We start from the raw sequence: 22870 nt of genomic DNA on the forward strand, positions 1-22870 counted from the left end.
CGCGGGGGCAGTAAACGGTCATGTTCAATCTGTTTCTCGTCGTCGTCGGTGGCGGCATCGGTGCCGGAATTCGTCACCTTACCAACATCGGCGCGCTGCGTTTTGTCGGCCCCGACTATCCCTGGGGCACGATGGCCATCAACGTCATCGGCTCCTTCGCCATGGGGCTGTTCATCGCCTCCATGATGCGCCGTGGCGGATCGAACGAGGTCAGGCTGTTCGTTGCCACCGGCATTCTTGGCGGCTTCACCACCTTCTCAGCCTTTTCGCTCGATTTTGCGACGCTGTGGGAGCGGGGAGCCACGCTGCCTGCGCTGGGTTATGCCCTTGCCAGCGTCATTGGCGCCATTATCGCCCTGTTTCTGGGACTTTGGCTCGCAAGAAGCCTGCCTTAGTGCTATTGCCGCGCCAAGAACAGGCCGAGCTTTGCTCGGGAAACGGATAAGCGACAAAAAACATGGCAGGCGTTGAACAGATCACGGTGGAAGCCGGCGAGGCGGGCATGCGGCTCGACCGCTGGTTCAAGACCCATTTCCCGGGCCTTGGTTTCGGCCATTTGCAGAAGCTTCTGCGCTCCGGCCAGATCCGTGTCGACGGCGGCCGGGTCAAGGCCGACACCCGTGTCGAGCCCGGCCAGATGGTTCGCGTCCCACCGCTCGAGGTTGACAAGAAGGGCGAGAGTGCGCTGACCGGCCACTCGATCCGCAACCAGGGCGATGCCGATGTCCTGTCGAAAATGCTGATCCATGAAGACCCTAAGGTTTTCGTCTTCAACAAGCCGGCGGGCCTTGCGGTGCAGGGCGGCTCGGGCGTCACCCGCAATGTCGACGACATGCTGGAGGCCTGGCGCAGCCCGAAGGGCGAGAAGCCCAGACTGGTTCACAGGCTCGACCGCGACACTTCGGGCGTGCTGGTCGTCGCCCGCACCCGACTGGCCGCCATGAAGCTCTCGGAAGCGTTTCGCGCCCGCGAGACCAAGAAGACCTATTGGGCGCTGGTCAAGGGCGTGCCGCCCAAGCGCGAGGACAAGATCTCGACCTGGCTGATCAAGGAGCCGACGCCGGACGGTGACCGCGTGCGGGTCGCCGCGCATGGCGAAAAGGGCGCCGATCACGCTGTGTCCTACTACCGCGTCATCGAGCAGGCGGCGCAGACGATGACCTGGCTGGAGATGGAGCCTTATACCGGCCGCACCCACCAGCTTCGCGTTCATGCCGCCTACATCGGCTGCCCGATCCTGGGCGATCCGAAATATTTCGAGGCCGACACCAACTGGGACTTTCCCGGGGGCATTCAAAACCGCCTGCATCTGCACGCCCGCCGCATCATCATTCCGCATCCGGACAAGGGCGTCATCGATGTCACGGCGCCAATGCCACCGCATATGCGCCAGAGCTGGAACCTGATCGGCTTCGACGACGCCAGCGCGGAGGACTGATCGTGAGCGGCGCCACCGACGCGCTCGACCGGCGCGACACGGTCGACCTGGCCGCCGCCGCGATCATGGTCGGGCTGACCTTTTCCTGGGGGCTGAATTACGTCGCCGCCAAGATCTCCTATGCTGGCTATGATCCGGTTTTCCTGTCGATCGCGCGCTCGATCATCGGCGGCATGTGTGTCTTTGCCTGGTGCCGGTGGCGCGGCATCGCGCTTTTCACGCGCGACGGGACCTTGCTCGCCGGCATCTTGGTTGGCGCGCTTTTCGGCATCGAGTTCCTTTGCCTCTATGTCGGCCTGGAGCATACGACCGTTGCCCGCAACACGCTGCTGGTCAACACCATGCCGTTCTGGATGCTGCTCGGCGGCCATTTCCTGCTCGGCGAGCAGATCACGTTGAGAAAATTCCTTGGCCTGCTGCTGGCCTTTGCCGGCCTTGCCGCGGTGTTTTCCGACAAGTTTGGCGGCGGCGGAGACATGCTGTTCGGCGATCTGCTGAGCCTTGGCTCCGGATTCTTCTGGGCTTTGACCAACATCCTCATCAAGCGGTCGAAGCTGGTCGAGGCGAGCGCCGAGAAGCTTCTGCTTTACCAGCTCGCCGGGGCAGCGATCGTGGGCGTATTGGTGCTGCCTCTCGCCGGCCCGCCCGTTCGCGACCCGACCGTGCTGCCGACCTTGGCGCTGCTTTTCCAGGCGGTCTACATCGTCGCCTTCACCTATGTGCTGTGGTTCTGGCTGCTGCGGCGCTATCCGGCGTCAGGCCTGTCCAGTTTCACCTTCCTGTCGCCGGTTTTCGGCGTGCTGTGCGGAGCCATGTTCTTGAATGAGCCGCTGACCATGCGCATTTTCCTGGCACTTGGCCTGATTGCCGCCGGCCTGATCATCGTCAACCGGCCGGCGCGCAAGCTGACGCCGGTGTAAGAGAGACCTTCATGCGTGACATCCTCAACGACCTCGAAGCGGGCAAGTATCTCTCCGACCCGGATCCTGTGCGCCGCGCCCAGATCCAGATGAAGACGCCTCTGCCCAAACGCTTCTACAAGGCCGCCTCTGTGACACCTGTCGACAATGGCTTTGCCGTGCATCTCGACGGCAAGCCGGTGCGGACGCCGGGCAAGGCGCTGCTGGTGCTGCCGACCGAGGCAGCAGCCGCGCTCGTCGCCGACGAGTTCGCCGCCCAAAGCGAGACCATCGATCCGGTGAAGATGCCCGTGATGCGCCTCGTCAACACGGCCATCGATGGCGTTGCCAGCGACCCGCAGGCGGTGCTGGAGGATATCCTGCGCTTTGCCTCATCCGATCTCACCTGCTATCGCGCCGACGCGCCGCAAGGGCTGGTGGAGCGGCAGAACCAGCATTGGGATCCGGTGATCGACTGGGCGAGGACACTCGGAGCCCGCTTCAATCTGGCCGAGGGCATCATCCATGTCGAGCAGCCGCGCGAGACCATCGCCGTGCTGGGCAGCCATCTTGCCCAGCGCGCCGAGCCGCTGCGGCTCGCCGCCATTCATGTGATGACGTCGCTGACCGGTTCGGCGCTGCTGGCGCTGGCTGTCGATTTCGGCGAGATCGACGCTGAGGCTGCCTGGGCCGCTGCTCATGTCGACGAGGACTGGCAGATCGAGCATTGGGGGCAGGATGCGGAGGCCGTTGCCCGCCGCGCGGCTCGCAAGCGCGACATGATGGCTGCCGCCGGCCTGCTGCAAGCGCTCAAGGGCTAGGGGTTTCCCAACTCGCCCGGTTTCATCCCGCAGCGCACCTAATACCAAAGTCATAATCCCAAAGACGCGCTGCCTTTGGCGGGCGCTTTCTGTCATTTTTCCCCGATGGCTGTCGTTGAGTCCGTGCTCGGAGGAGAACGCGGACAGTGTCGCGCAGCATTGAGAACGGGTCTCACGGGAGGATAACGCAATGGCAATAGCATCGACCGCCGGCGGAACAAGCCGCGGCATGACGCGGGAAGAGAAGAAAGTCATCTTCGCTTCCTCGCTCGGCACCGTTTTCGAATGGTATGATTTCTATCTCTATGGCTCGCTGGCGGTGTTCATCGGTTCGACCTTTTTCAGCCCAGCCATTCCGGAAGCGACCCGCAACATTTTCGCGCTGTTGGCTTTCGCCGCAGGCTTCCTTGTGCGCCCGTTCGGCGCACTGCTGTTCGGCCGCATCGGTGACCTTGTCGGCCGTAAATATACTTTTCTTGTCACCATGACGATCATGGGCCTGTCGACCTTTCTGGTCGGCTTGCTGCCCGGCTATGCCACTTTGGGCATCGCCGCTCCCGTGATCCTGATCATCCTGCGCATGCTGCAGGGCCTGGCTCTGGGTGGCGAATATGGCGGCGCGGCCACTTACGTCGCCGAACATGCGCCGGACAACCGGCGCGGCTACTACACCTCGTGGATCCAGACCACGGCGACGCTCGGCCTGTTCCTATCGCTGGTTGTGATCCTGATCGTACAGGCTTCATTGAGCAAGGAAAACTATGCTGCCTGGGGCTGGCGTATCCCGTTCATCGTGTCTTTCCTGTTGCTCGGCATCTCGATCTGGATTCGGCTTTCGCTTTCCGAATCCCCGACCTTCCAGCGCATGAAGGATGAGGGAAAGGGCTCCAAGGCGCCGCTGACGGAAGCCTTCGGCCAATGGAAGAACGCCAAGATTGCACTGCTGGCGCTGCTCGGCCTCACCGCCGGTCAGGCCGTGGTCTGGTACAATGGCCAGTTCTACGCGCTGTTCTTCTTGACCAACGTGCTCAAGGTCGACGCGCAGTCGGTCAACATCATGATCGCGGTCGCCCTGGCGGTCGGTTCGATCTTCTTCGTCGTCTTCGGCTGGCTCTCCGACAAGATCGGCCGCAAGCCGATCATCATGGCGGGCCTTGCGCTGGCGATTGTCTGCACCTTCCCGCTGTTCAAGGCACTGACATGGGCTGCCAATCCGGCACTCGCCACGGCGCAGCAGAACACCAGGGCGACGGTGACCGCGGCGCCGGGCGACTGCAAGTTCCAGTTCAATCCGGTTGGCACGGCGAAGTTCACGACATCCTGCGATATCGCGACTTCGTTCTTGACCAAGAACTCGGTTCCCTATGACGTGGTGTCGACGGCTGCCGCCGGCACACCCGCATCTGTCAAAATCGGCAACGAGACGGTCGAGTCCTATGACGCCATCGCCGCCGGTGATCAGGCCAAGGCCAAGGAAGCGGCCTTCATCAAGGCCGTCAATATGTCGCTGCAGGACGGCGGCTATCCGCTGAAGCGCGCGGCAGCCAAGGTTGCGGACCAGAAGCTCGATGCGTTTGTTGCCGCCAACCCGGAACTGAAGCTGGACGCCGCTGCCATCCGTGCCGGTGAAAAGGCGACGGTGCCGATCGACCAGGCGGTCAAGGACAAGCTGCTGACCACCGATGAGGCAGCGGGCGCACCCGAAGTCACCGTCTACAACATTCCAGGCGGCGGCGCGTTCGCCATGTTCGCCGATCCTGCAGCAGTGAACTGGCCAATGACGATCGGCATCCTGTTCATCCTGGTGCTGTTCGTGACCATGGTCTACGGGCCGATCGCGGCGATCCTGGTCGAGATGTTCCCGACCCGCATTCGCTACACCGGCATGTCGCTGCCCTATCACATCGGCAATGGCTGGTTCGGCGGCCTGCTGCCGGCAACCGTGTTCGCGCTCAGCGCCTACAAAGGCGACATCTACTATGGCCTTTGGTACCCGGTGGTGATCGCGGCTATAACGCTGGTCATCGGCATGATCTTCGTCAAGGATACGCTCGGCACCGACCTGCACGCCAAGGAGTAGGCAGCCCCAGCGTTCAAAAGAAAGCCCGGCGCGAACGATCGCGCCGGGCTTTTTCTTTTCAGGCCAATTCGTTGGCGAGGGCTGCTGCCCTTTGTGTCAGCTCTTGCGGCCCCGGGTCTCTTCCTCGATGGCTGCCTCATGGTACCAGCCGTCGCCGAAATCCGCGCGGGCACCACGCAGCGAGGCAAGCTCTGCCGCAAACTTAGCCTTTCCGCTCAAATTTGAGGCAGAGAGGCGTGCTGCCGCCGGGAACATCAAAATTTTGGCCGACGGTCGTGTGGAAATGACTTCCATTGCCGGGTTCCTTTCTTCCGCCGAACCTTTTCGATTCAACTTGGCCCGAAGATAAGGTCTGCAATCAAGTTAGGCAATATGCCTATGAAAAGATCAGCATTTGCACATTATTTGTGCAAATAAGGACCGTGATGGAATCCGGGCGCATTGCTTAGGCGGCTCACCGACTTCCGGTGGATGCCGCGTCAATTTTGTCGCACCCTCCGGACCAAGAATGGCACACGAATTGCATTTTAAGTGTGCGGCAGGCCGGCTGCTGACGGCAGACGCATGTCGACGCCGTTCAGTGTTCGGTGATCAAGCAACGAGAGGCTAGAATGACGAAATACAAGCTCGAGTATATCTGGCTCGATGGATATACCCCGGTCCCCAACCTTCGCGGCAAGACGCAGATCAAGGAATTCGCCGAATTCCCTGAACTAGAGCAGCTGCCGCTGTGGGGCTTCGATGGTTCCTCGACCCAGCAGGCCGAAGGGCACAGCTCCGATTGCGTGCTGAAGCCGGTTGCGGTCTATCCGGATCCCGCCCGCACCAACGGCGTGCTGGTCATGTGCGAAGTCATGATGCCCGATGGTGTCACGCCGCATGCCTCAAACAAGCGCGCCACCATCCTCGATGACGAGGGCGCCTGGTTCGGCTTCGAGCAGGAATATTTCTTCTACAAGGACGGTCGCCCGCTCGGCTTCCCCGAGAGCGGCTATCCCGCACCCCAGGGCCCGTACTACACCGGCGTCGGCTATTCCAATGTCGGCTCCGTCGCGCGTCAGATCGTCGAGGAGCATCTCGACCTCTGCCTCGCCGCCGGCATCAACCACGAAGGCATCAACGCCGAAGTGGCCAAAGGCCAATGGGAATTCCAGATTTTCGGCAAGGGCTCCAAGAAGGCCGCCGACCAGATGTGGATGGCCCGCTACCTCCTGCAGCGCCTGACCGAGAAATACGGCATCGACATCGAATACCACTGCAAGCCGCTCGGAGACACCGACTGGAACGGCTCTGGCATGCACGCCAACTTCTCGACCGCCTATATGCGCGAAGTCGGCGGCAAAGCCTATTTCGAAGCGCTGATGGCGGCTTTCGACAAGAACCTGATGGATCACATCGCCGTCTACGGCCCGGACAACGACAAGCGTTTGACCGGCAAGCACGAGACCGCGCCGTGGAACCGGTTCAGCTATGGCATTGCCGACCGTGGCGCCTCGATCCGCGTGCCGCATTCCTTCATCAAAAGCGACTATAAGGGTTATCTGGAAGACCGCCGTCCGAACTCGCAGGGCGACCCCTACCAGATCGCCTCGCAAATCCTGAAGACGATCGCCTCGGTTCCGGCAAGCGCTCAGGTTTCAGCCGCCGCGTAAGTGTTTCGGACTGTATGACAAGAGGACCCCGGCGTTTCGCGCCGGGGTTCTTTTTTGGCCGTTACCCGGCTGACTGCATTCCCGGTAAAACATACCCAGAAAAAGTCAGGCAGTTCCGGCGGTCGCTAATCGCCCGTGAGTTCCGGCCGCAGCCGTGCGGGTCTGCGGCGGTCACTCGCCAGAAAGCCCGGAAAACCGCCTTTTCCAGCCCTTGTCCGGGGCGATGGATCTTCCATAAGCATCTGTTCATGCAACGGAATCGGTCATTCGCCACCCGGCTGGCGGCGTTGACAGATCACGCTACGGCATGCGTATTCGCGGGCCTTGGGGTTACGTCACGCAATGCTGTTCGGACGGGCGGGGTTTTCTTGAACGGCGGCATTGGCGTGGGCGCCGGACGAGCGGTCACTGTAGCCTGAGACAGTGCTCCGCTCGCTCCTGGCTCCGACGTTGGCGGCCGAACCGCCTCCCTTGATCATTTACTGAACACCGCCGAGTTGTGATTGAAGCGACGCGCTCAAAAGCCGGCCGCTCCGATGGACCGTAGGTCCAAGAATCCGGGCATCCTATGATCGTCGAAGACGAAAGGCGGATACGGCTGTCCATGCGCGGCTGCCGTGCAGGCGAGGCATGCCGGTCGGCTGGCAATCCTATTGGAGCGCAGCAAAAAGCCCTTGAAAGAGGGACGTCTTTCAAGGGCTTGAGCATTATAGCTAATCTTGGACCGAGATTGAATCTCAGACGGAGTAGTACATGTCGTACTCGACCGGATGCGGGGTCATTTCGAAGCGCATCACTTCGGCCATCTTCAGCTCGATGTAGCTGTCGATCTGGTCGTCGTCGAAGACGCCGCCGGCTTTCAGGAAGCCGCGGTCCTTGTCGAGGCTCTGCAGGGCTTCACGCAGCGAGCCGCAGACGGTCGGGATCTTCTTCAGCTCCTTCGGCGGCAGGTCGTAGAGATCCTTGTCCATCGGCTGGCCGGGATGGATCTTGTTCTTGATGCCGTCGAGGCCGGCCATCAGCAGCGCTGAGAAGGCGAGGTAGGGGTTCGCGCCCGGATCTGGGAAGCGGACCTCGACGCGCTTGGCCTTCGGCGACGAGCCGAACGGGATACGGCAGGACGCCGAGCGGTTGCGCGCCGAATAGGCGAGCAGAACCGGCGCTTCATAACCCGGCACCAGGCGCTTGTAGGAATTGGTCAGCGGGTTGGTGAAGGCGTTGATCGCCTTGGCATGCTTGATGACGCCGCCGATGAAGAACAGGCAGCTTTCCGACAGACCGGCGTATTCATTGCCGGCGAAGGTCGGCTTGCCGTTCTTCCAGATCGACATGTGGACGTGCATGCCCGAGCCGTTGTCGCCGAAGATCGGCTTCGGCATGAAGGTGGCCGTCTTGCCATAGGCGTTGGCGACCTGGTGGACGACATACTTGTAGATCAGCATCTTGTCGGCGTTGCGCACCAGCGCGTCGAACTTGATGCCGAGTTCGTGCTGAGCCGCCGCCACCTCATGGTGATGCTTTTCGACGCGCACGCCCATCTCGGCGAGCACGGTCAGCATTTCCGAGCGCATGTCCTGCGCGCTGTCGATCGGCGGCACCGGGAAGTAGCCGCCCTTGATGCGCGGACGGTGGCCGAGATTGCCGGTCTCATAATCGGTGTCGTCGTTCGACGGCAATTCCGTGGAGTCGAGCTTGAATCCGGTGTTGTAGGGATCCGCCTTGTACTTCACATCGTCGAACACGAAGAATTCGGCTTCCGGGCCGACAAAGATGGTGTCGCCGATGCCTTCGGCCTTCATGTAGGCCTCGGCCTTCTTGGCCGTACCGCGCGGATCGCGGTTGTAGGATTCACCCGAAACCGGATCGAGGATGTCGCACAGGATGACCATGGTCGACTGCGCGAAAAACGGGTCCATGTGGACCGTTTCCGGATCGGGCATCAGCACCATGTCGGACTCGTTGATGGCCTTCCAGCCGGCAATCGACGAGCCGTCGAACATCACGCCATCGGCGAACATGTCTTCCTCGACCTCGATGACATCCATCGTCACGTGCTGCAGCTTGCCCTTCGGGTCCGTGAAGCGCAGGTCGACGAATTTCACGTCGTTGTCCTTGATCTGCTTCATGATGTCTTTGGCTGTCGTCATGTCATGTATCCCTGTGTGATGACTTTTTTTGATGATGACGTTTTTCGGGAGGATGGCGCGGTCGGTCAGACCGCGTCCATGCCCGTTTCGCCGGTGCGTATACGCACGACTTCCTCGATATTGGAAACGAAGATCTTGCCGTCGCCGATACGACCGGTCTGGGCCGCCTTGCGGATGGCCTCGATCGCACCTTCGACCGCGTCGTCGCCAAGCACGACCTCGATCTTCACCTTGGGCAGGAAATCGACGACATATTCGGCGCCGCGGTAGAGTTCGGTGTGACCCTTCTGACGACCGAAGCCTTTTGCTTCGGTGACGGTGATGCCTTGCAGTCCGGCCTCCTGAAGCGCTTCCTTCACTTCGTCGAGCTTGAATGGCTTGATGATCGCTTCGATCTTTTTCATGTAAAAAGTGGCCTCCACTGCCAAAAAAACGGGTTGTGACCCCCCGCTTGCGCCTCCATCAAGCACGAACTGTGCCAATTCAGCGGATTCTAAGCGGTCTCATAAGATTTCAAAGCCGCGCCGCACCGGGATGCAAATTCGCGTCATTCGCTGCACCGGAAGCGGCATGGACTGCCAGAGCCTACACAGCGCCAGCACCCACGTCCGCACAAAAATCGGGCATATTGCCTATCCCCCAGGCAATTTTCTGCCCGCGATGCTTTCGTGCCAACGTTATGGCTGCAGATCTCGGCAACTCCCCCTTGTTTGCTTAGGATCGAAATCGGACAATGCTTGATCGCATGCGGATCGGCAATCCATGAGCAACGAACTTCTTTCCCCGGCCGAAATGAGCGAGGCCGATCGGCTGACGATTGCCGCCGGCCCAGCCGACGGCATCGGCCTGATGCGGCGCGCTGGTGGAGCGGTCGCGGCCGAGGTTCTCAAGCGCTACCCCTCGGCAAAGCACATCCATGTGCTGTGCGGGCCCGGCAACAATGGCGGCGATGGCTATGTCGTTGCCCGCATCCTGGCCGGCAGCGGCGTCGGCACATCGGTCTGGGCATCCGGCGCGCCGAGGCCGAAAAGCGATGCGGCGCTCGCCGCCGCGGAATGCCCGATCAAGCCCCGGCCGCTGTCTGACTTTGACGCCAAGCCTGGCTCGATCGTGATCGACGCGCTCTATGGGGCGGGGCTGTCGAAGCCGCTGTCCGGCGACGCCGCGAAAGCCATCGATACAGTGACAGCCCTGAGCCTGCCCGTGGTCGCGGTCGACCTGCCGTCCGGCGTCTCTGGAAGGAGCGGTGACATATTGGGCAGGGCGTTTCGTGCCGAGGTCACCATCACCTTCGCGCGGAAAAAGCCTGGCCACCTGCTGCTGCCGGGGCGCGGGCAATGCGGTGAGATCGTGCTCGCCGATATCGGCATCGGCGACGGCGTCATCGCCCAACTCGCCGTTTCGACCTTCGAGAATGTGCCGGACCTGTGGTTGCAGGATTTTCCGGTGCCGGCGGTGGACGCGCACAAATACAAGCGCGGCCATGTCGGCGTCTTTTCCGGCGGTCCCAGTGCTACGGGCGCGGCGCGGCTGTCGGCGCTGGCCGCCGCCAGAAGCGGGGCAGGGGCGGTCACCGTGCTGTCGCCTGGCAATGCCATGCAGGTGAACGCGATTCACCTGACCTCGATCATGCTGCGCGAGGCGGGCTCGCTCGAGGAGGTGCAGGAATTTCTAACGGTGCGCCATCCCGGAGCGCTGGTGTTCGGACCGGGGCTCGGGCCAAAGCCCAAGGTCGGCGATTTCGCCCTGCAACTGATCAAGGCTTTGGAGGAGGAAGCACGCGACGAGGCGACCGCGAACCACGCCAGTGCGATGGTTCTTGATGCCGACGCCATCACCTCTCTGGCTCACCAGCCCTCGGCACTGTTCGAAGCCGCCCGTCAGCCGAATGCGCCTGCCTTGATAGTCACGCCGCATGAGGGCGAATTCGGCCGCCTGTTCCCTGATATCGCCGGGGACAAAACCATGTCGAAATTGGACAAGGCGCGAACGGCCGCCGCGCGGGCCAACGCCGTCATCGTCTACAAGGGCGCCGACACGGTCATAGCAGCGCCCGATGGCAAAGCGGCGATCAACTCCAACGGTGCACCGTGGCTGGCCACAGCCGGGTCAGGCGACGTGCTGTCGGGCATCATTGCCGGTTTGCTGGCGCAAGGCATGCTGCCCTTCGAGGGCACCTGCGCGGCGGTGTGGTTGCATGCCGAAGCCGGCAGCCGGTTCGGACCCGGTCTGATCGCCGAGGACCTGCCGTTGGCACTGGTGCCGGTGTTGCGCGACCTCTTCGACGCGCGCACGGCTGCCCAATGAGCCGCGCGCTCGTTCTGTTGCTTGCCACCCTCATCGCTGTCTTCATGGCGCCGACGGCGCGCGCCGAAGGTCCTGTGACGATCGTCGACGATCCGGCGGTGCTCGCCGCACTCGATGCCACGGGTTTCGGTTTCGCCGATGTTTTGGGGGTCGACGGCGAGGGCGGTCTGAAGACGCTCTACGACGAGGCGCCGGCCTTTCACGCCATCGTCGAAACGGTTGCCTCCGATGTTGCAGCACTTCGTGCCGATATGAAAGCCGGCGGCCGGACGCTCTACGAAGTCACCGACGGCAATGTCGGCCGCATCATGGACATGCGCTGGCTGAAGACCGACGCCGCGCGCTTCCGGCTGGTCGGCGTCATCAACCGGCTCGATCGTCGCGACTTCGCGGTGCTGCAAGGCGACAGGAGCTGCGGCGAGGTGCGCTTCATCTACCGCCTGGCCTACAGCTTTCGCAAAAACGGCAAGCTGCTGGCGTCGCGCCTGCCATTCAATTTCAATGCCGTCTACAGCGCCGCCCCCGACGCCGATGGCGGCTGCGTCGGTGTTGCCGGGCGCTGGACGCCCCAGCTTGACGAGAGCGTCGATGCCGGCTGGCTGACCGGCGGGCCGCTGGAGAGAGCTGGGCTCACCTTCAAGCAGCTGGAGCTCAACGCACAGGTGGTGCGCTTCCCCTCCGGCCAGGAAACCGAGTTCGGTGGCCAAGCGGCCTATCTCATGCGGATATTCGACATCGATGGCGCCGATATCAGCGAAAAACCGCTGGAGAACACGCCCGACACCGCACGGCTTTCGCAGGATGCGGCGCTGAAGGCACGGCTCGCCGTCTATGTCGGCGCCAATTTGCCGGCGGTTGACGAAGGCGTCTATGAAATTCCCGACGAGTTCCTGGCCAAAAAGATCATCTCATGGTCGACCTTCGGCAGCGCGCGGCAGGCCAATCATCCGTTTACGCAATTGTTCCAGCCCAAGGAATTCGCATCGCTCGATTATTCCACGCTGAAACTGGTGCGCACGCCGGAAGCGCTGGTCGAGCGGCTGGACAATGGCGCCTGCCAGGGTTGCCATCAGGCCGGTTCCACTGCCGGCTTCCATTTCATCGGCCTTGACGACAAGACGACATCGCCGCTCAACCGCATCGAGGTCGGCATCTCGCCGCATCTTCATGCCGAGATCCCGCGCCGCCAGGCCTGGCTGCGCGCTACAGCTGAGGGCAGGGAGCCAAACCGCTTTCGTCCGCTCTCCTTTGCGCCGCCGGCAGCCTGGACGGACGCCGCGGTCGACTACGCACCGGCCGAGATGGCCATGCCGTGCCTGATGCCGGAAGATGCGGACCGCTTCGGTGCGACCTGGAAATGCGGCGGCGGCACCGTCTGCACGCCGCTGGCCACCGCTTCGGGCGTGCACACGAAACTGGCGCAATGCCTGCTGCCGAAAGACAGCGAAAAACTGTTTTCCGGTCATCCCTGCCTGACCGGCTCGATCGCCAGCAATGCGGCGCAGCCTTTCAACGACCGCTACAGCAAATCGGGCCAGTTCGCGGCCTTCGCCTCGGACATTTCCCGTACCGCCTACACCTGCCGACCGCCGAAGATCGGCGTGCCTGGCGGCATCGCCTATCGCGGCTGCGACGACAAGGACCGCTCCTTCGCGGCATTCAAAGCCGGCAAGCCGATGCCGAACGAGATTTGCGGGCTGGTCGGCGGCAAGAAATTCGACATCTGCGTGGCCACCAACAATTTCGACCAATGCCTTGGCGGCGCCGTCAATCGCGGCAACCGGCCGGCCTGTTCGGCCGATCATTTCTGCCGCGAGGACTATATGTGCCAGTCGCTGCCGCCTGACACGCCCGGCATCGGCAAAGTGAAAGGCATCGGCTTCTGCTCGCCGACCTATTTCATCTTCCAGATGCGCATCGACAATCACGCGACACCGTGGGGCAGCCCTGTCCGCGCCACCATGGGGGCGGGGTTCGGGGCGGCGGAAGAGGAGTGAGTTGCCGGCGCCTCACAGCGGGATGTTGTCGTGCTTCTTCCAGGGGTTCTGCATATCCTTGTTGCGCAGCATGCGGAGCGCCCGCGCGATGCGGCGGCGGGTCGAGTGCGGCATGATCACCTCGTCGACATAACCGCGTTCGGCGGCGACGAAGGGCGACAGGAAGCGATCCTCGTATGCCTTTGTATGGGCTGCGATCTTTTCGGCATCACCGATGTCCTTGCGGTAAATGATCTCGACCGCGCCCCTCGCACCCATCACCGCGATCTGTGCCGTTGGCCAGGCATAGTTCATGTCGCCGCGCAGATGTTTTGAGGCCATCACGTCATAGGCGCCGCCATAGGCTTTTCTGGTGATGACTGTGATCTTCGGCACGGTGGCCTCGGCATAGGCGAACAGCAGTTTCGCACCATGCTTGATCAAGCCGCCATACTCCTGCGCCGTGCCCGGCAGGAAGCCGGGGACATCGACGAAGGTGACGATCGGGATCGAAAAACAGTCGCAGAAGCGCACGAAGCGCGCCGCCTTGCGGCTGGCGTCCGAATCGAGCACGCCGGCCAGCACCATTGGCTGGTTGGCGACGAAGCCGACCGTGCGGCCCTCGACGCGCCCGAAGCCGGTGACGATGTTCTTGGCGAAATTCTGCTGGATCTCGAAGAAGTCGCCTTCGTCGGCGACCTTCAGGATCAGCTCCTTGATGTCGTAGGGCTTGTTGGCGTTGTCGGGAATCAGCCGGTCGAGCGACAAATCATGGTCGGTGACCGACTGGTAGCATTCGATCTCGGGAAGCTCCGATGTGTTGGAAGCCGGCAGCAGGTCGACCAGCCGGCGCATCTGCAGCAGCGCCTCGACGTCATTGTCATAGGCGCCGTCGGCGATCGAGGATTTCGTCGTGTGGACGGAGGCGCCGCCGAGACTCTCGGCGGTCACCGTTTCGTTGGTCACGGTCTTCACCACATCCGGCCCGGTGACGAACATGTAGGAGGTGTCGCGCACCATGAAGATGAAATCGGTCATGGCAGGCGAATAGACGTCGCCGCCGGCGCATGGACCCATGATGACGGAAATCTGCGGGATGACGCCTGAGGCCAGCACGTTGCGTTGAAAGATCTCGGCGTAGCCGCCGAGTGCCGCGACGCCTTCCTGGATGCGCGCGCCGCCGGCATCGTAGAGGCCGATGATCGGCGCCCGGTTGCGCAGCGCCATCTCCTGTACCTTGATGACCTTCTCGGCATGCGCTTCCGACAGCGAGCCGCCGAACACGGTGAAATCCTTGGCGAAGAGATAGACCGGGCGGCCGTTGACCGTGCCCCAGCCGGTGACGACGCCGTCGCCGGCGATCTTGGTCTTCTCCATGCCGAAGTCGGTCGAGCGGTGTTCGACATACATGTCGAACTCCTCGAACGAGCCCTCGTCGAGAAACACCTCGATGCGTTCGCGCGCGGTGAGCTTGCCCTTCTTGTGCTGGGCGTCGATGCGCGCTTGGCCGCCGCCCATGCGGGCGATCTCGCGGCGGCGCTCGAGTTCCTTCAGCACGTCCTTCATCGATTACCTCCCAAGCCAGCGGCATTTCGTGGTAATCGTGCCGGCAAGCGAGCGCAAGCGCCGCTTGCTCCGTCGATTTTGCTGCGCTGCAACATGAGCCCCCTTGCATTTGGTGGCGAACTGGGCCATATGCGGCGGCATAGGCGCTTGGGCCGGGACTTATCCGGCCTTCTCGACGAATGAGACTGGTTGCGTCTGTTTTCCCTCTTTCCGGTATATCGGCCCTTTTTCCGGTAAATCACAAAGCGGCGAAAAAGCCCCGTGGCATGATGCCTGCGGGCACGACAGCGCAGCCGAGTGGACGAACCCGTCCGCCCGCCTTGTCGTTTCATGAAAATTTGTTCGACGGCAGGTTGCGCCCTGCCGCCATCGATGTTTGCGGCCAGAAGCCGCGTGAAAGAAGATTATTTTGACCAACGAAAACACTTTGCCCGGTAGCAACACTGCGGAACTCACCGGTTTCGCGGCACTGGGTATTACGGGCGCGCTGCTCAAGGCCACCCACAACGCCGGCTTCACCGAGCCGAAGCCTATCCAGGCGCAGGCGATCCCGCCGCAGATGGAAGGCCGTGACATTTTCGGCATCGCCCAGACCGGCTCTGGCAAGACCGCGGCCTTCGCTCTGCCGATCCTGTCGAAGATCATCGCACTCGGCACCAAGCGCCGGCCGAAGACGGCGCGTGCGCTTATCCTGGCGCCGACGCGCGAACTCGCCGTGCAGATCGAGGACACGATCAAGATCCTCGCCAAGGGCGCGCATGTCTCGACCGCGCTCGTGCTTGGCGGCGTCTCGCGCTTCAGCCAGGTGAAGAAGGTTGCGCCCGGCGTCGATATCCTGATCGCAACGCCCGGCCGGTTGACCGACCTGGTGCGTGAGGGCGACCTCATGCTTGCCGACACCAAATGGCTGGTGCTCGACGAGGGCGACCGCATGCTCGACATGGGCTTCATCAACGACGTCAAGCGCATCGCCAAGGCGACCGCGCCCGATCGTCAGACGGTGCTGTTCTCGGCGACCATGCCCAATGAAATCGCCGAACTGGCCAAGGGCCTGCTGAAGAACCCGATCCGCGTCGAAGTCGCGCCGCAAAGCACGGCAGCGGCCGAGATCGTGCAAGGCGTCGTCTTTGCCCGCACCAAGCAGAAGCGCCAGGTGCTGTCGACGATGCTCGCCGATGAGACGATGAAGTCCGTCATCATCTTCTCGCGCACCAAGCATGGCGCCGACAGGGTGACCAAGGACCTCGAGCGCGATGGCTTCAAGGCCGCCGTCATTCACGGCAACAAGTCGCAGAACGCCCGCCAGAAAGCGCTGAACGATTTCCGCGACGGCTCGGTGCGCATTCTGGTGGCGACCGACATCGCGGCGCGCGGCATCGACGTACCCGGCATCAGCCATGTCGTGAATTTCGATCTGCCTGATGAAGCCGAGAGCTACGTCCACCGCATCGGCCGTACCGGCCGCAACGGCATGGACGGCATCGCGATCACGCTTTGCGATCCTTCCGAGAACAGCAAGCTGCGCCAGGTCGAGCGCATCATCCGCACCAAGCTGCCGATCGTTGCCGACCATCTCGGCAGCCCCGATCCGCTGCGCAATCCGGCTGAAAAGAACGAGCGTTTCGAGCCGGCCAATGACCGCAACGACCGCAATGGCCGTCGCGACGGCAGGCGGCCCGGTGGCGAGAACAAGGGCAACGGCTTTGGCAAGAAGCGCTTCGGCGACAAGCCGGCCTTCGCCGGCGAGCGCAAGCCGGACGGCGCCAAGCCGGCCTTCAAGGGCAACAACAAGCGCCGCTTCGGCGGTAAGCGTCCGGCTGCGCGGGCCGCGTAAGCCAGACCGCGCTGCAGTCAGTCAAGCTTCGGCTGGCTGATTGCCGAGACGAAACAAGAAAAGGGCGGCCGAAGCGATGCTTCGGTCGCCCTTTTTCGTCGCCTACTTCACCACCGCTTCGATCCAGACGGCGATCCTTTGCGCCAGAAACGCCGTGGTCGATGGCGACAGCGCGTCGCCGGCAATGACGTGATTGTCCGGGTCGCCAGTGTCGTCGACCGGAACCAGTTCATGCGGCGCGCCCCAGCGCCCGGCAATCTCGCGGCTGCGGTCGGCCCGCACCACTTTGTCCGAATCAGAAAAGATGAACAAAGCAGGGACGGTCGCCTTCTCCACCGGCGCGCCATAGGCAAGCTCGGTCAGCGCCTGCATCGGCAAGGTTGCTTCGATCGGATAGCGGGTGGTCCAGAATTTTTCATTCAGCGCGTTGCGCGGCACGAAGCTATGTTCCTTGCCGGCGACCAGCCTGGCGATTTGTTTGCCCCACGGCATGGTCAGGATCCCGGCGCCCGAAGCCTTGACGCCGAAGTTCGGGGAGATGAACGCAATCGCCGCCACCCCGTCCGACGCACCGGGCTGCGTTGCCGCCCAGACCGCCAGCGAGCCGCCGGTCGAAGTCGAGATGACGATCACCTTGTCGCCGATCGCCCGGCCGATGGCGAGCGCCTCCTCATAGTCGTTGATCCAGGCATTGATGCTGCCTTGCGTCATCGCCGCGCCATCCTGCCCATGACCGGTAAGCCGTGTGTAGAAGAGATTGGCGTCAAGCTGTTCCGCCACTTCGTCAGGCAGCGGGCGGACCTCGCCCTTCGATGCGGAAAAGCCGTGGATGTAGACGATCGATAGCGGGGTCCTGGCATGCACCAACGGATCGGCCCAGACGATCTCCTTCTCCAGCCCGTCTCGGATTCCGGGGATGGCGGCTTCCGCCTTTGCCACATAGGCCTGCGGATCGTCGCCGATGAGCGAGGGATCGAAACGGATCGTGGTGTCGACGCGAACGCGCGGGCCGAACACGAAGGCCAGTGCGAGAACGGCAATAAGGCCCAGCACAGCAAGCACGATCCGTCGCCCCATCGCAGACTCCACGCAGCACTTGTCTCAACCATGGCGACGGCGGCCCGAAAACGGGGAGCCCGCCAATTTCTCAGGCGTCCTATTCGATCGGCGGCTTGCGGTCGTAATGCAGAGGCCGCGCCTTCCAACTGGTCATCAGGCTGATAAACCCTCTGCACAGCGGCCTCGGCAGCAGGGCGAGCAGTTTCAGCGGCCAGCTTGTCCGGCGCGGGAAATGGACTTCGAAACCGCCCGACTTGATGCCTCGCGCCATGCGGCGCGATGCCCGGCTGACCGGCATCAGTCCCGGCATCGGCAGCATGTTCTTCTCGGTCAGCGGGGTGTCGATGAAGCCTGGGTTGAACACCTGGATACGCACGTTCATCTTGTCGAAATCATACTTCAGCGACTCGGCCAGGATGTTGATGGCCGCCTTGGTGCCGCCATAGGCGGCCGTTGTCGGCCAGCCGAAATAGGACGTCACGGAGCCGACCAGCACGACATGGCCGCGCGCCCGCACACGCATGCGTTCGACCGCAGGCACGAGGCCGTTGATGATGCCGAAATAATTGACCTCGAAGGACCGGCGAAAGTCGTTGACGACAAGATTCTCCCCCGGCGTCGAAATGTAATTCCCAGCATTGAAGATGGCGAGCACGATGGGACCGAGCTCCTTCTCGATCGCACCGACGGTCCTTGCCATGCGCGGCTCGTCGGTGACGTCGCAGGGAAAGGCCGTGACGCTGCCCGGCATCTGCGCGGTCTCGACGACAAGCGTGTCGATCGGATCGTCGTCGAGCGCCGTCACCGCGACGGCATAGCCCTGGGAAGCAAGATCCCTGGCCAGGGCACGGCCGATGCCGCTCGATCCGCCCGTGATCCAGGCGACGCCGTGCTTCGGGTTGGCCCGGTAGAGTGTCATGCTGCGCCCTGTCGACTTGTTGGTGCTTTGCTCTAGCGATGAAGAAATCGAATGAAAAGCTGCTTTTCAACGTCAGCCGGAAAATGAGCTGTGGCGCAAGAGGTCGGTTTCGGGAAGCGTTGACGCAACTACAGTACCGCAAATGCGACTGGACCAGACAAATTCTTGCCTTGAAACTGCAGCTTCGGGTTTCTAGGGTTTCGGCGCACCTACACAAGGAATCCTGAATGCCCCGTTCTGTGATCGACGCGATCGGCAAAACGCCTTTGATCCGCCTCAACAAAGCTTCGGAACAAACCGGTTGCGAGATCCTGGGCAAGGCCGAATTCATGAATCCGGGCCAGTCGGTCAAGGATCGCGCCGGCCTGTTCATCATCCGCGATGCCGAGCAGCGTGGGCTGCTGAGACCCGGCGGTGTCGTCGTCGAGGGAACGGCGGGCAATACCGGCATCGGGCTGACGCTGGTCGCCAAGGCGCTCGGCTATCGCACCGTCATCGTCATTCCCGACACACAGAGCCAGGAGAAGAAGGACACGATCAAGCTGCTCGGTGCCGAACTGATCGAAGTGCCTGCCGTGCCCTATAAGAACCCTAACAATTATGTGAAACTGTCGGGGCGGCTGGCCGAGCAACTGGCGCGGACCGAGCCGAACGGCGCCATCTGGGCCAACCAGTTCGACAATGTTGCCAACCGTGACGGCCATATCCGCACCACAGCGGAGGAAATCTGGAGCCAGACCGGCGGCAAGGTCGATGGCTTTGTCTCGGCGGTCGGTTCCGGCGGCACGCTGGCCGGCGTCGCCTTTGGGCTGAAGGCGAAAAGCAAGGATGTGAAGATCGCGCTGGCCGACCCTCTGGGGGCTGCGCTCTACTCCTTCTACACCAGCGGCGAGCTGAAGTCCGAAGGCAGCTCGATCACCGAAGGCATCGGGCAGGGGCGCATCACCGCCAATCTCGAAGGGTTTACGCCGGATTTTTCCTTCCAGATCCCCGATGAGGATGCGCTGCCGATCGTCTTCGACCTGATTCAGGAAGAGGGCCTTTGCGTCGGTGGCTCGACCGGCATCAACATTGCCGGCGCGATCCGCCTGGCCAGGGAATTGGGTCCCGGCCACACCATCGTGACCATTCTTTGTGACTACGGCACGCGCTATCAGTCAAAACTGTTCAACCCGGAATTCCTGCGCGAGAAGCAACTGCCGGTGCCAGGCTGGATGGAGCTGAAGAGCACAATTTCGGTGCCGTTCGAAAAGGTCGCGTGATGGCAAACAGGACGGATGCCCTGTTTCGTGACGACGCCTATCTGCGCACGGCGGATGCGACGATCGTTGCCGTCAACGACCGCGGCGGCATCATCCTCGACCGGACGATCTTCTACGCCACTTCGGGCGGCCAACCGGGCGATACCGGGTGTCTCGAACGCGCGGACGGCAGCCGCATCGCCATTGCCGCTACCCTCACCGGCGAGACCAAGGACGAGATCATTCATGTGCCGGCGCCGGAGCAAGCAGTGCCACAGGTCGGCGAGACGGTGAGGCTGGCCATCGACTGGGAACGCCGGCATCTCCTGATGCGCATGCATGCGGCTTGCCATTTGCTCACCGTCGTCTGCCCGTTTCCAATCACCGGTGCCGCCGTTTCCGAGGACGACAGCCGTGTCGACTTCGACGCTCCGGATGCCGGCTTCACCAAGGAGGACATCACCGCCGGGCTGATGGAGCTGGTGCGGGCCGATCATCCGATCTTTGTCAGGCTGATCAGTGACGAGGAACTGGCCGCCAATCCCGGCCTGGTGAAATCCAAGAACGTTCGGCCGCCGGCCGGCACCGGCAAGATCCGCCTGGTCTGTATCGGCGACAACGCCTCGGTGGACAGCCAGCCCTGCGGCGGCACCCATGTGAAGAGCACTGGCGAAGTCGGCGAAATCCACATCGGCAAGATCGAGAAGAAGGGCCGTGAAAACCGGCGCTTCCGCATCCGCTTTGGGCCGATGCCGGCAAACTGAACAGACAGTGATCGCCAAAAGGCGAGCAGGAGCACAAAATGGCCGAGGACAGCCCCTTCACCGTCGACGCAGACTGGCTGCAGCAACGTCTCGGCGAGCCGGGCCTGACGATCATCGACGCATCCTGGTATCTCCCGGCGCAGAAGCGCGATGCGCGCGGCGAGTACGATTCGGCCCACATCCCGGGCGCACGATTTCTGGATCAGGATGCGGTTTCGGATCCGGATTCGCCCTTGCCGCATACGCTGCCGTCACCGCAGCATTTTGCCCAGTATGTCGGCGCCATGGGCGTTTCGGCCGATGACACCATCGTCGTCTACGATGGTCCGGGTTTCTTCTCGGCGCCCCGGGCGTGGTGGATGTTCAGGGTCATGGGCGTCTTCCAGACCTATATTCTGGATGGCGGCTTCGATGGCTGGAAAGCCGCCGGCAGACCGGTGACGGCTGAGCCGACGAAGATCGCGCCAAGCGTGTTTCATGCCGATTTCGACTCCGGGCGCGTCGCCAGCCTCGCCGACATGCGCCGGATCGTCGACACCAGGGCAAGCCAGATCGCCGACGCCCGTGGGCCGGGCCGCTTCACCGGCACTGAACCTGAGCCGCGCGCGGGTATCCGCTCCGGCCATATGCCTGGCGCGCGCAATCTGCCCTATTCGGCGCTGTCGGAAAATGGCGAGTTGCTGTCGAAGGACCGCCTGCGCAAGGCGATCGAGGAGGCCGGCATCGATTTGTCGAAACCTGTCGTCACCTCATGCGGCTCCGGTATTACCGCAGCGGTGGTGACGCTGGCGCTGGAAACGCTTGGCCATGCCAACAACAGGCTTTACGACGGCTCATGGACGGAGTGGGGCGGGCTTTCCGACACGCCTGTCGTGACCGGCCCCGTTGTGATCGGCAAGGAATGAAGACGATGGAAAACGGCGCGCTGGAAGATATTGACGTCACGGTGACGTTTCTCGAGATGCATGTGCCGCCGGCCTATTCGCCGCCGGTGCCCTACAACCGTCAGATCGCGCTGCTGAAGACCAAGGACATTCCGCTGCATTTCTACCGCTATCTGATGGACCGGGTGGGGCGCAAATGGCACTGGGTCAATGTGCTGAGGCTGGATGACGACGAGCTTGCCGCCGGCATTCATCGCGAGGATCGCGACATCAGGGTCCTTTATCTCGACGGCGCACCCGCCGGCTTCTTCGATCTCAAGCCGCATCTGCCGGAAGAAGTCGAGCTCGCCTATTTCGGCATGATGGAACATGCGACGGGACAAGGCATCGGCCGCTGGTTCCTGGGCTCCGCGATCGCTGCCGCATGGTCGCATGGGCCGAAGCGGGTGACGGTGCAGACCTGCACGCTCGATCATCCGGCGGCTCTGCCGCTCTACCAGAAGCTCGGCTTTGCACCGGTGGCGCAAAAGAAGGAAATCGTGCATCCGCTGCCTTTCGCCGAGCGCGCGGCCAGCGTCATGCGGCCCTAGCCGGAAGCTGACACCAGCTCGAATCTGAACCTGTCGTTCATCGGCCCTTCGGGCTGCTTTTGGCATGTTGCCCGCACCATCAATGCGGCAAAGGCCGAAGGAGACGAAGACATGCTGACCCGCCGTACACTTGCCGCCGCGCTGATCGCGGCGATTGCCATGCCAAGCCTGGCCGCAGCCCAGGCGACAACGCCTTCGGCCGCGACGATCGAGCGGAAGCTCGAGGCGGCACCGCGTGTCAAATTGCGGCCGAACGAGCGCGTCACCATCCGGGAATTCAAGCGGCGCCCGGATTTGCGCCGCATGGCCCGCTCGATCGATATCCAGTCGATCAACTTCGCCTTCGGTTCGGCGGCTATTGCCAACTCGCAATACGACAAGATCGAGACTATTGCCGACGCGCTGCGGCGAATCCTGCGCCGCGATCCCGGCGCCCGCGTGCTGATCGAGGGCCATACCGACGCCGTCGGCTCCTTCCAGTCGAACCAGGCCCTGTCCGAACAACGCGCCGCTTCGCTCAAGCGCACATTGGTGCGCGAATTTAGGGTGCCCGGCCATGCACTGGAAACCGTTGGTTACGGTGAGGAGTTTTTGCTGGTGCAGACGCAGAACGAAAACTGGCAGAATCGCCGGGTGACGCTGCGCCGCTTCGACGATTTCATCCGTTGAGTCGCAGCTCCGAATTTTAATTAG

The 22870-nt window shown here is 62.5% G+C and carries 20 protein-coding genes; 14 read left to right on the forward strand and 6 right to left on the reverse strand.

Features of this window, described 5'->3' with window-relative positions; translation table 11 throughout:
- The first annotated feature begins 20 nt into the window (after positions 1 to 20).
- From crcB to MESCI_RS18450, 5 genes are all read left to right on the forward strand, one after another.
- The gene (gene crcB, locus MESCI_RS18430) at positions 21 to 395 is read left to right on the forward strand and encodes a fluoride efflux transporter CrcB (RefSeq protein WP_013531444.1); all 375 of its coding nucleotides are present in this window, start codon (positions 21 to 23) and stop codon (positions 393 to 395) included.
- Between the two features lie 62 nt (positions 396 to 457).
- Positions 458 to 1438, forward strand: coding sequence for an RluA family pseudouridine synthase (locus MESCI_RS18435; protein WP_013531445.1), 981 nt, complete (start codon positions 458 to 460; stop codon positions 1436 to 1438).
- 2 nt (positions 1439 to 1440) lie between these two features.
- On the forward strand, positions 1441 to 2358 hold the full coding sequence (locus MESCI_RS18440; RefSeq protein ID WP_013531446.1) for a DMT family transporter: 918 nt from the start codon (positions 1441 to 1443) through the stop codon (positions 2356 to 2358).
- Between the two features lie 11 nt (positions 2359 to 2369).
- Complete coding sequence (locus MESCI_RS18445; RefSeq protein WP_013531447.1) at positions 2370 to 3158, forward strand: ATP12 family chaperone protein; 789 nt, start codon at positions 2370 to 2372, stop codon at positions 3156 to 3158.
- Positions 3159 to 3348: 190 nt separating this feature from the next.
- Entirely contained in the window at positions 3349 to 5238 is a 1890-nt protein-coding gene (locus tag MESCI_RS18450) for an MFS transporter (protein ID WP_013531448.1), read from the forward strand.
- A gap of 96 nt (positions 5239 to 5334) precedes the next feature.
- On the opposite strand, the gene MESCI_RS18455 is transcribed toward MESCI_RS18450, so the two are convergent.
- A complete protein-coding gene (locus MESCI_RS18455) occupies positions 5335 to 5532 on the reverse strand; it encodes a DUF2735 domain-containing protein (RefSeq protein WP_013531449.1) in 198 nt (65 codons plus the stop codon).
- Positions 5533 to 5849: 317 nt separating this feature from the next.
- On the opposite strand from MESCI_RS18455, the gene MESCI_RS18460 reads away from it, so the two are divergent.
- The gene (locus MESCI_RS18460; protein ID WP_013531450.1) at positions 5850 to 6890 is read left to right on the forward strand and encodes a glutamine synthetase beta-grasp domain-containing protein; all 1041 of its coding nucleotides are present in this window, start codon (positions 5850 to 5852) and stop codon (positions 6888 to 6890) included.
- A gap of 737 nt (positions 6891 to 7627) precedes the next feature.
- Here MESCI_RS18460 and glnA read toward each other — a convergent pair.
- Together glnA and MESCI_RS18470 are read right to left on the reverse strand one after the other, a co-directional pair.
- Positions 7628 to 9037: a type I glutamate--ammonia ligase gene (glnA, locus tag MESCI_RS18465; protein ID WP_013531452.1), complete on the reverse strand. Its 1410-nt coding sequence runs from the start codon at positions 9035 to 9037 to the stop codon at positions 7628 to 7630.
- Between the two features lie 65 nt (positions 9038 to 9102).
- Positions 9103 to 9441 (reverse strand): P-II family nitrogen regulator, encoded by a 339-nt coding sequence (locus tag MESCI_RS18470; protein ID WP_006205430.1) that lies wholly within the window; start codon positions 9439 to 9441, stop codon positions 9103 to 9105.
- A gap of 358 nt (positions 9442 to 9799) precedes the next feature.
- Between MESCI_RS18470 and MESCI_RS18475 the strand changes: the two genes are divergently transcribed.
- On the forward strand, positions 9800 to 11344 hold the full coding sequence (locus MESCI_RS18475; protein WP_013531453.1) for an NAD(P)H-hydrate dehydratase: 1545 nt from the start codon (positions 9800 to 9802) through the stop codon (positions 11342 to 11344).
- Positions 11341 to 13341: a hypothetical protein gene (locus MESCI_RS18480; protein WP_013531454.1), complete on the forward strand. Its 2001-nt coding sequence runs from the start codon at positions 11341 to 11343 to the stop codon at positions 13339 to 13341. Before MESCI_RS18475 ends, MESCI_RS18480 begins: the two co-directional genes overlap by 4 nt.
- A 12-nt stretch (positions 13342 to 13353) precedes the next feature.
- Here the strand turns inward: MESCI_RS18480 and MESCI_RS18485 are convergent, their stop codons facing one another.
- Positions 13354 to 14886 carry an acyl-CoA carboxylase subunit beta gene (locus MESCI_RS18485; RefSeq protein ID WP_013531455.1) on the reverse strand — a complete coding sequence of 511 codons (1533 nt, stop codon included), beginning with the start codon at positions 14884 to 14886 and terminating at the stop codon, positions 13354 to 13356.
- 409 nt (positions 14887 to 15295) lie between these two features.
- Between MESCI_RS18485 and MESCI_RS18490 the strand changes: the two genes are divergently transcribed.
- Positions 15296 to 16720 carry a DEAD/DEAH box helicase gene (locus MESCI_RS18490; protein WP_013531456.1) on the forward strand — a complete coding sequence of 475 codons (1425 nt, stop codon included), beginning with the start codon at positions 15296 to 15298 and terminating at the stop codon, positions 16718 to 16720.
- A gap of 102 nt (positions 16721 to 16822) precedes the next feature.
- On the opposite strand, the gene MESCI_RS18495 is transcribed toward MESCI_RS18490, so the two are convergent.
- Together MESCI_RS18495 and MESCI_RS18500 are read right to left on the reverse strand one after the other, a co-directional pair.
- A complete protein-coding gene (locus tag MESCI_RS18495) occupies positions 16823 to 17797 on the reverse strand; it encodes an alpha/beta hydrolase (RefSeq protein WP_013531457.1) in 975 nt (324 codons plus the stop codon).
- A gap of 79 nt (positions 17798 to 17876) precedes the next feature.
- Positions 17877 to 18698, reverse strand: coding sequence for an SDR family oxidoreductase (locus MESCI_RS18500; protein ID WP_013531458.1), 822 nt, complete (start codon positions 18696 to 18698; stop codon positions 17877 to 17879).
- A gap of 227 nt (positions 18699 to 18925) precedes the next feature.
- On the opposite strand from MESCI_RS18500, the gene MESCI_RS18505 reads away from it, so the two are divergent.
- The 5 genes from MESCI_RS18505 (at position 18926) to MESCI_RS18525 (ending at position 22846) form a co-directional block, all read left to right on the forward strand.
- A complete protein-coding gene (locus MESCI_RS18505) occupies positions 18926 to 19960 on the forward strand; it encodes a cysteine synthase A (RefSeq protein ID WP_013531459.1) in 1035 nt (344 codons plus the stop codon).
- The gene (locus tag MESCI_RS18510; RefSeq protein WP_013531460.1) at positions 19960 to 20703 is read left to right on the forward strand and encodes an alanyl-tRNA editing protein; all 744 of its coding nucleotides are present in this window, start codon (positions 19960 to 19962) and stop codon (positions 20701 to 20703) included. The genes MESCI_RS18505 and MESCI_RS18510 overlap by 1 nt, the downstream gene beginning before the upstream one ends.
- A 38-nt stretch (positions 20704 to 20741) precedes the next feature.
- Positions 20742 to 21608 (forward strand): 3-mercaptopyruvate sulfurtransferase, encoded by an 867-nt coding sequence (sseA, locus tag MESCI_RS18515; protein WP_013531461.1) that lies wholly within the window; start codon positions 20742 to 20744, stop codon positions 21606 to 21608.
- Positions 21609 to 21613: 5 nt separating this feature from the next.
- A complete protein-coding gene (locus MESCI_RS18520) occupies positions 21614 to 22177 on the forward strand; it encodes a GNAT family N-acetyltransferase (RefSeq protein WP_013531462.1) in 564 nt (187 codons plus the stop codon).
- Between the two features lie 111 nt (positions 22178 to 22288).
- A complete protein-coding gene (locus MESCI_RS18525) occupies positions 22289 to 22846 on the forward strand; it encodes an OmpA family protein (RefSeq protein WP_013531463.1) in 558 nt (185 codons plus the stop codon).
- Positions 22847 to 22870: the final 24 nt, after the last annotated feature.

The organism is Mesorhizobium ciceri biovar biserrulae WSM1271 (assembly GCF_000185905.1).
Taxonomy (GTDB): domain Bacteria; phylum Pseudomonadota; class Alphaproteobacteria; order Rhizobiales; family Rhizobiaceae; genus Mesorhizobium; species Mesorhizobium ciceri.

What these genes read in the sequence shown, in the direction of transcription:
- crcB (WP_013531444.1), top strand. Translation starts at nt 21, where the DNA reads ATGTTCAATCTGTTTCTCGTCGTCGTCGGTGGCGGCATCGGTGCCGGA.
- MESCI_RS18435 (WP_013531445.1), top strand. Translation starts at nt 458, where the DNA reads ATGGCAGGCGTTGAACAGATCACGGTGGAAGCCGGCGAGGCGGGCATG.
- MESCI_RS18445 (WP_013531447.1), top strand. Translation starts at nt 2,370, where the DNA reads ATGCGTGACATCCTCAACGACCTCGAAGCGGGCAAGTATCTCTCCGAC.
- MESCI_RS18450 (WP_013531448.1), top strand. Translation starts at nt 3,349, where the DNA reads ATGGCAATAGCATCGACCGCCGGCGGAACAAGCCGCGGCATGACGCGG.
- MESCI_RS18455 (WP_013531449.1), bottom strand. Translation starts at nt 5,532, where the DNA reads ATGGAAGTCATTTCCACACGACCGTCGGCCAAAATTTTGATGTTCCCG.
- MESCI_RS18460 (WP_013531450.1), top strand. Translation starts at nt 5,850, where the DNA reads ATGACGAAATACAAGCTCGAGTATATCTGGCTCGATGGATATACCCCG.
- glnA (WP_013531452.1), bottom strand. Translation starts at nt 9,037, where the DNA reads ATGACGACAGCCAAAGACATCATGAAGCAGATCAAGGACAACGACGTG.
- MESCI_RS18470 (WP_006205430.1), bottom strand. Translation starts at nt 9,441, where the DNA reads ATGAAAAAGATCGAAGCGATCATCAAGCCATTCAAGCTCGACGAAGTG.
- MESCI_RS18475 (WP_013531453.1), top strand. Translation starts at nt 9,800, where the DNA reads ATGAGCAACGAACTTCTTTCCCCGGCCGAAATGAGCGAGGCCGATCGG.
- MESCI_RS18480 (WP_013531454.1), top strand. Translation starts at nt 11,341, where the DNA reads ATGAGCCGCGCGCTCGTTCTGTTGCTTGCCACCCTCATCGCTGTCTTC.
- MESCI_RS18485 (WP_013531455.1), bottom strand. Translation starts at nt 14,886, where the DNA reads ATGAAGGACGTGCTGAAGGAACTCGAGCGCCGCCGCGAGATCGCCCGC.
- MESCI_RS18495 (WP_013531457.1), bottom strand. Translation starts at nt 17,797, where the DNA reads ATGGGGCGACGGATCGTGCTTGCTGTGCTGGGCCTTATTGCCGTTCTC.
- MESCI_RS18500 (WP_013531458.1), bottom strand. Translation starts at nt 18,698, where the DNA reads ATGACACTCTACCGGGCCAACCCGAAGCACGGCGTCGCCTGGATCACG.
- MESCI_RS18505 (WP_013531459.1), top strand. Translation starts at nt 18,926, where the DNA reads ATGCCCCGTTCTGTGATCGACGCGATCGGCAAAACGCCTTTGATCCGC.
- MESCI_RS18510 (WP_013531460.1), top strand. Translation starts at nt 19,960, where the DNA reads ATGGCAAACAGGACGGATGCCCTGTTTCGTGACGACGCCTATCTGCGC.
- sseA (WP_013531461.1), top strand. Translation starts at nt 20,742, where the DNA reads ATGGCCGAGGACAGCCCCTTCACCGTCGACGCAGACTGGCTGCAGCAA.
- MESCI_RS18520 (WP_013531462.1), top strand. Translation starts at nt 21,614, where the DNA reads ATGGAAAACGGCGCGCTGGAAGATATTGACGTCACGGTGACGTTTCTC.
- MESCI_RS18525 (WP_013531463.1), top strand. Translation starts at nt 22,289, where the DNA reads ATGCTGACCCGCCGTACACTTGCCGCCGCGCTGATCGCGGCGATTGCC.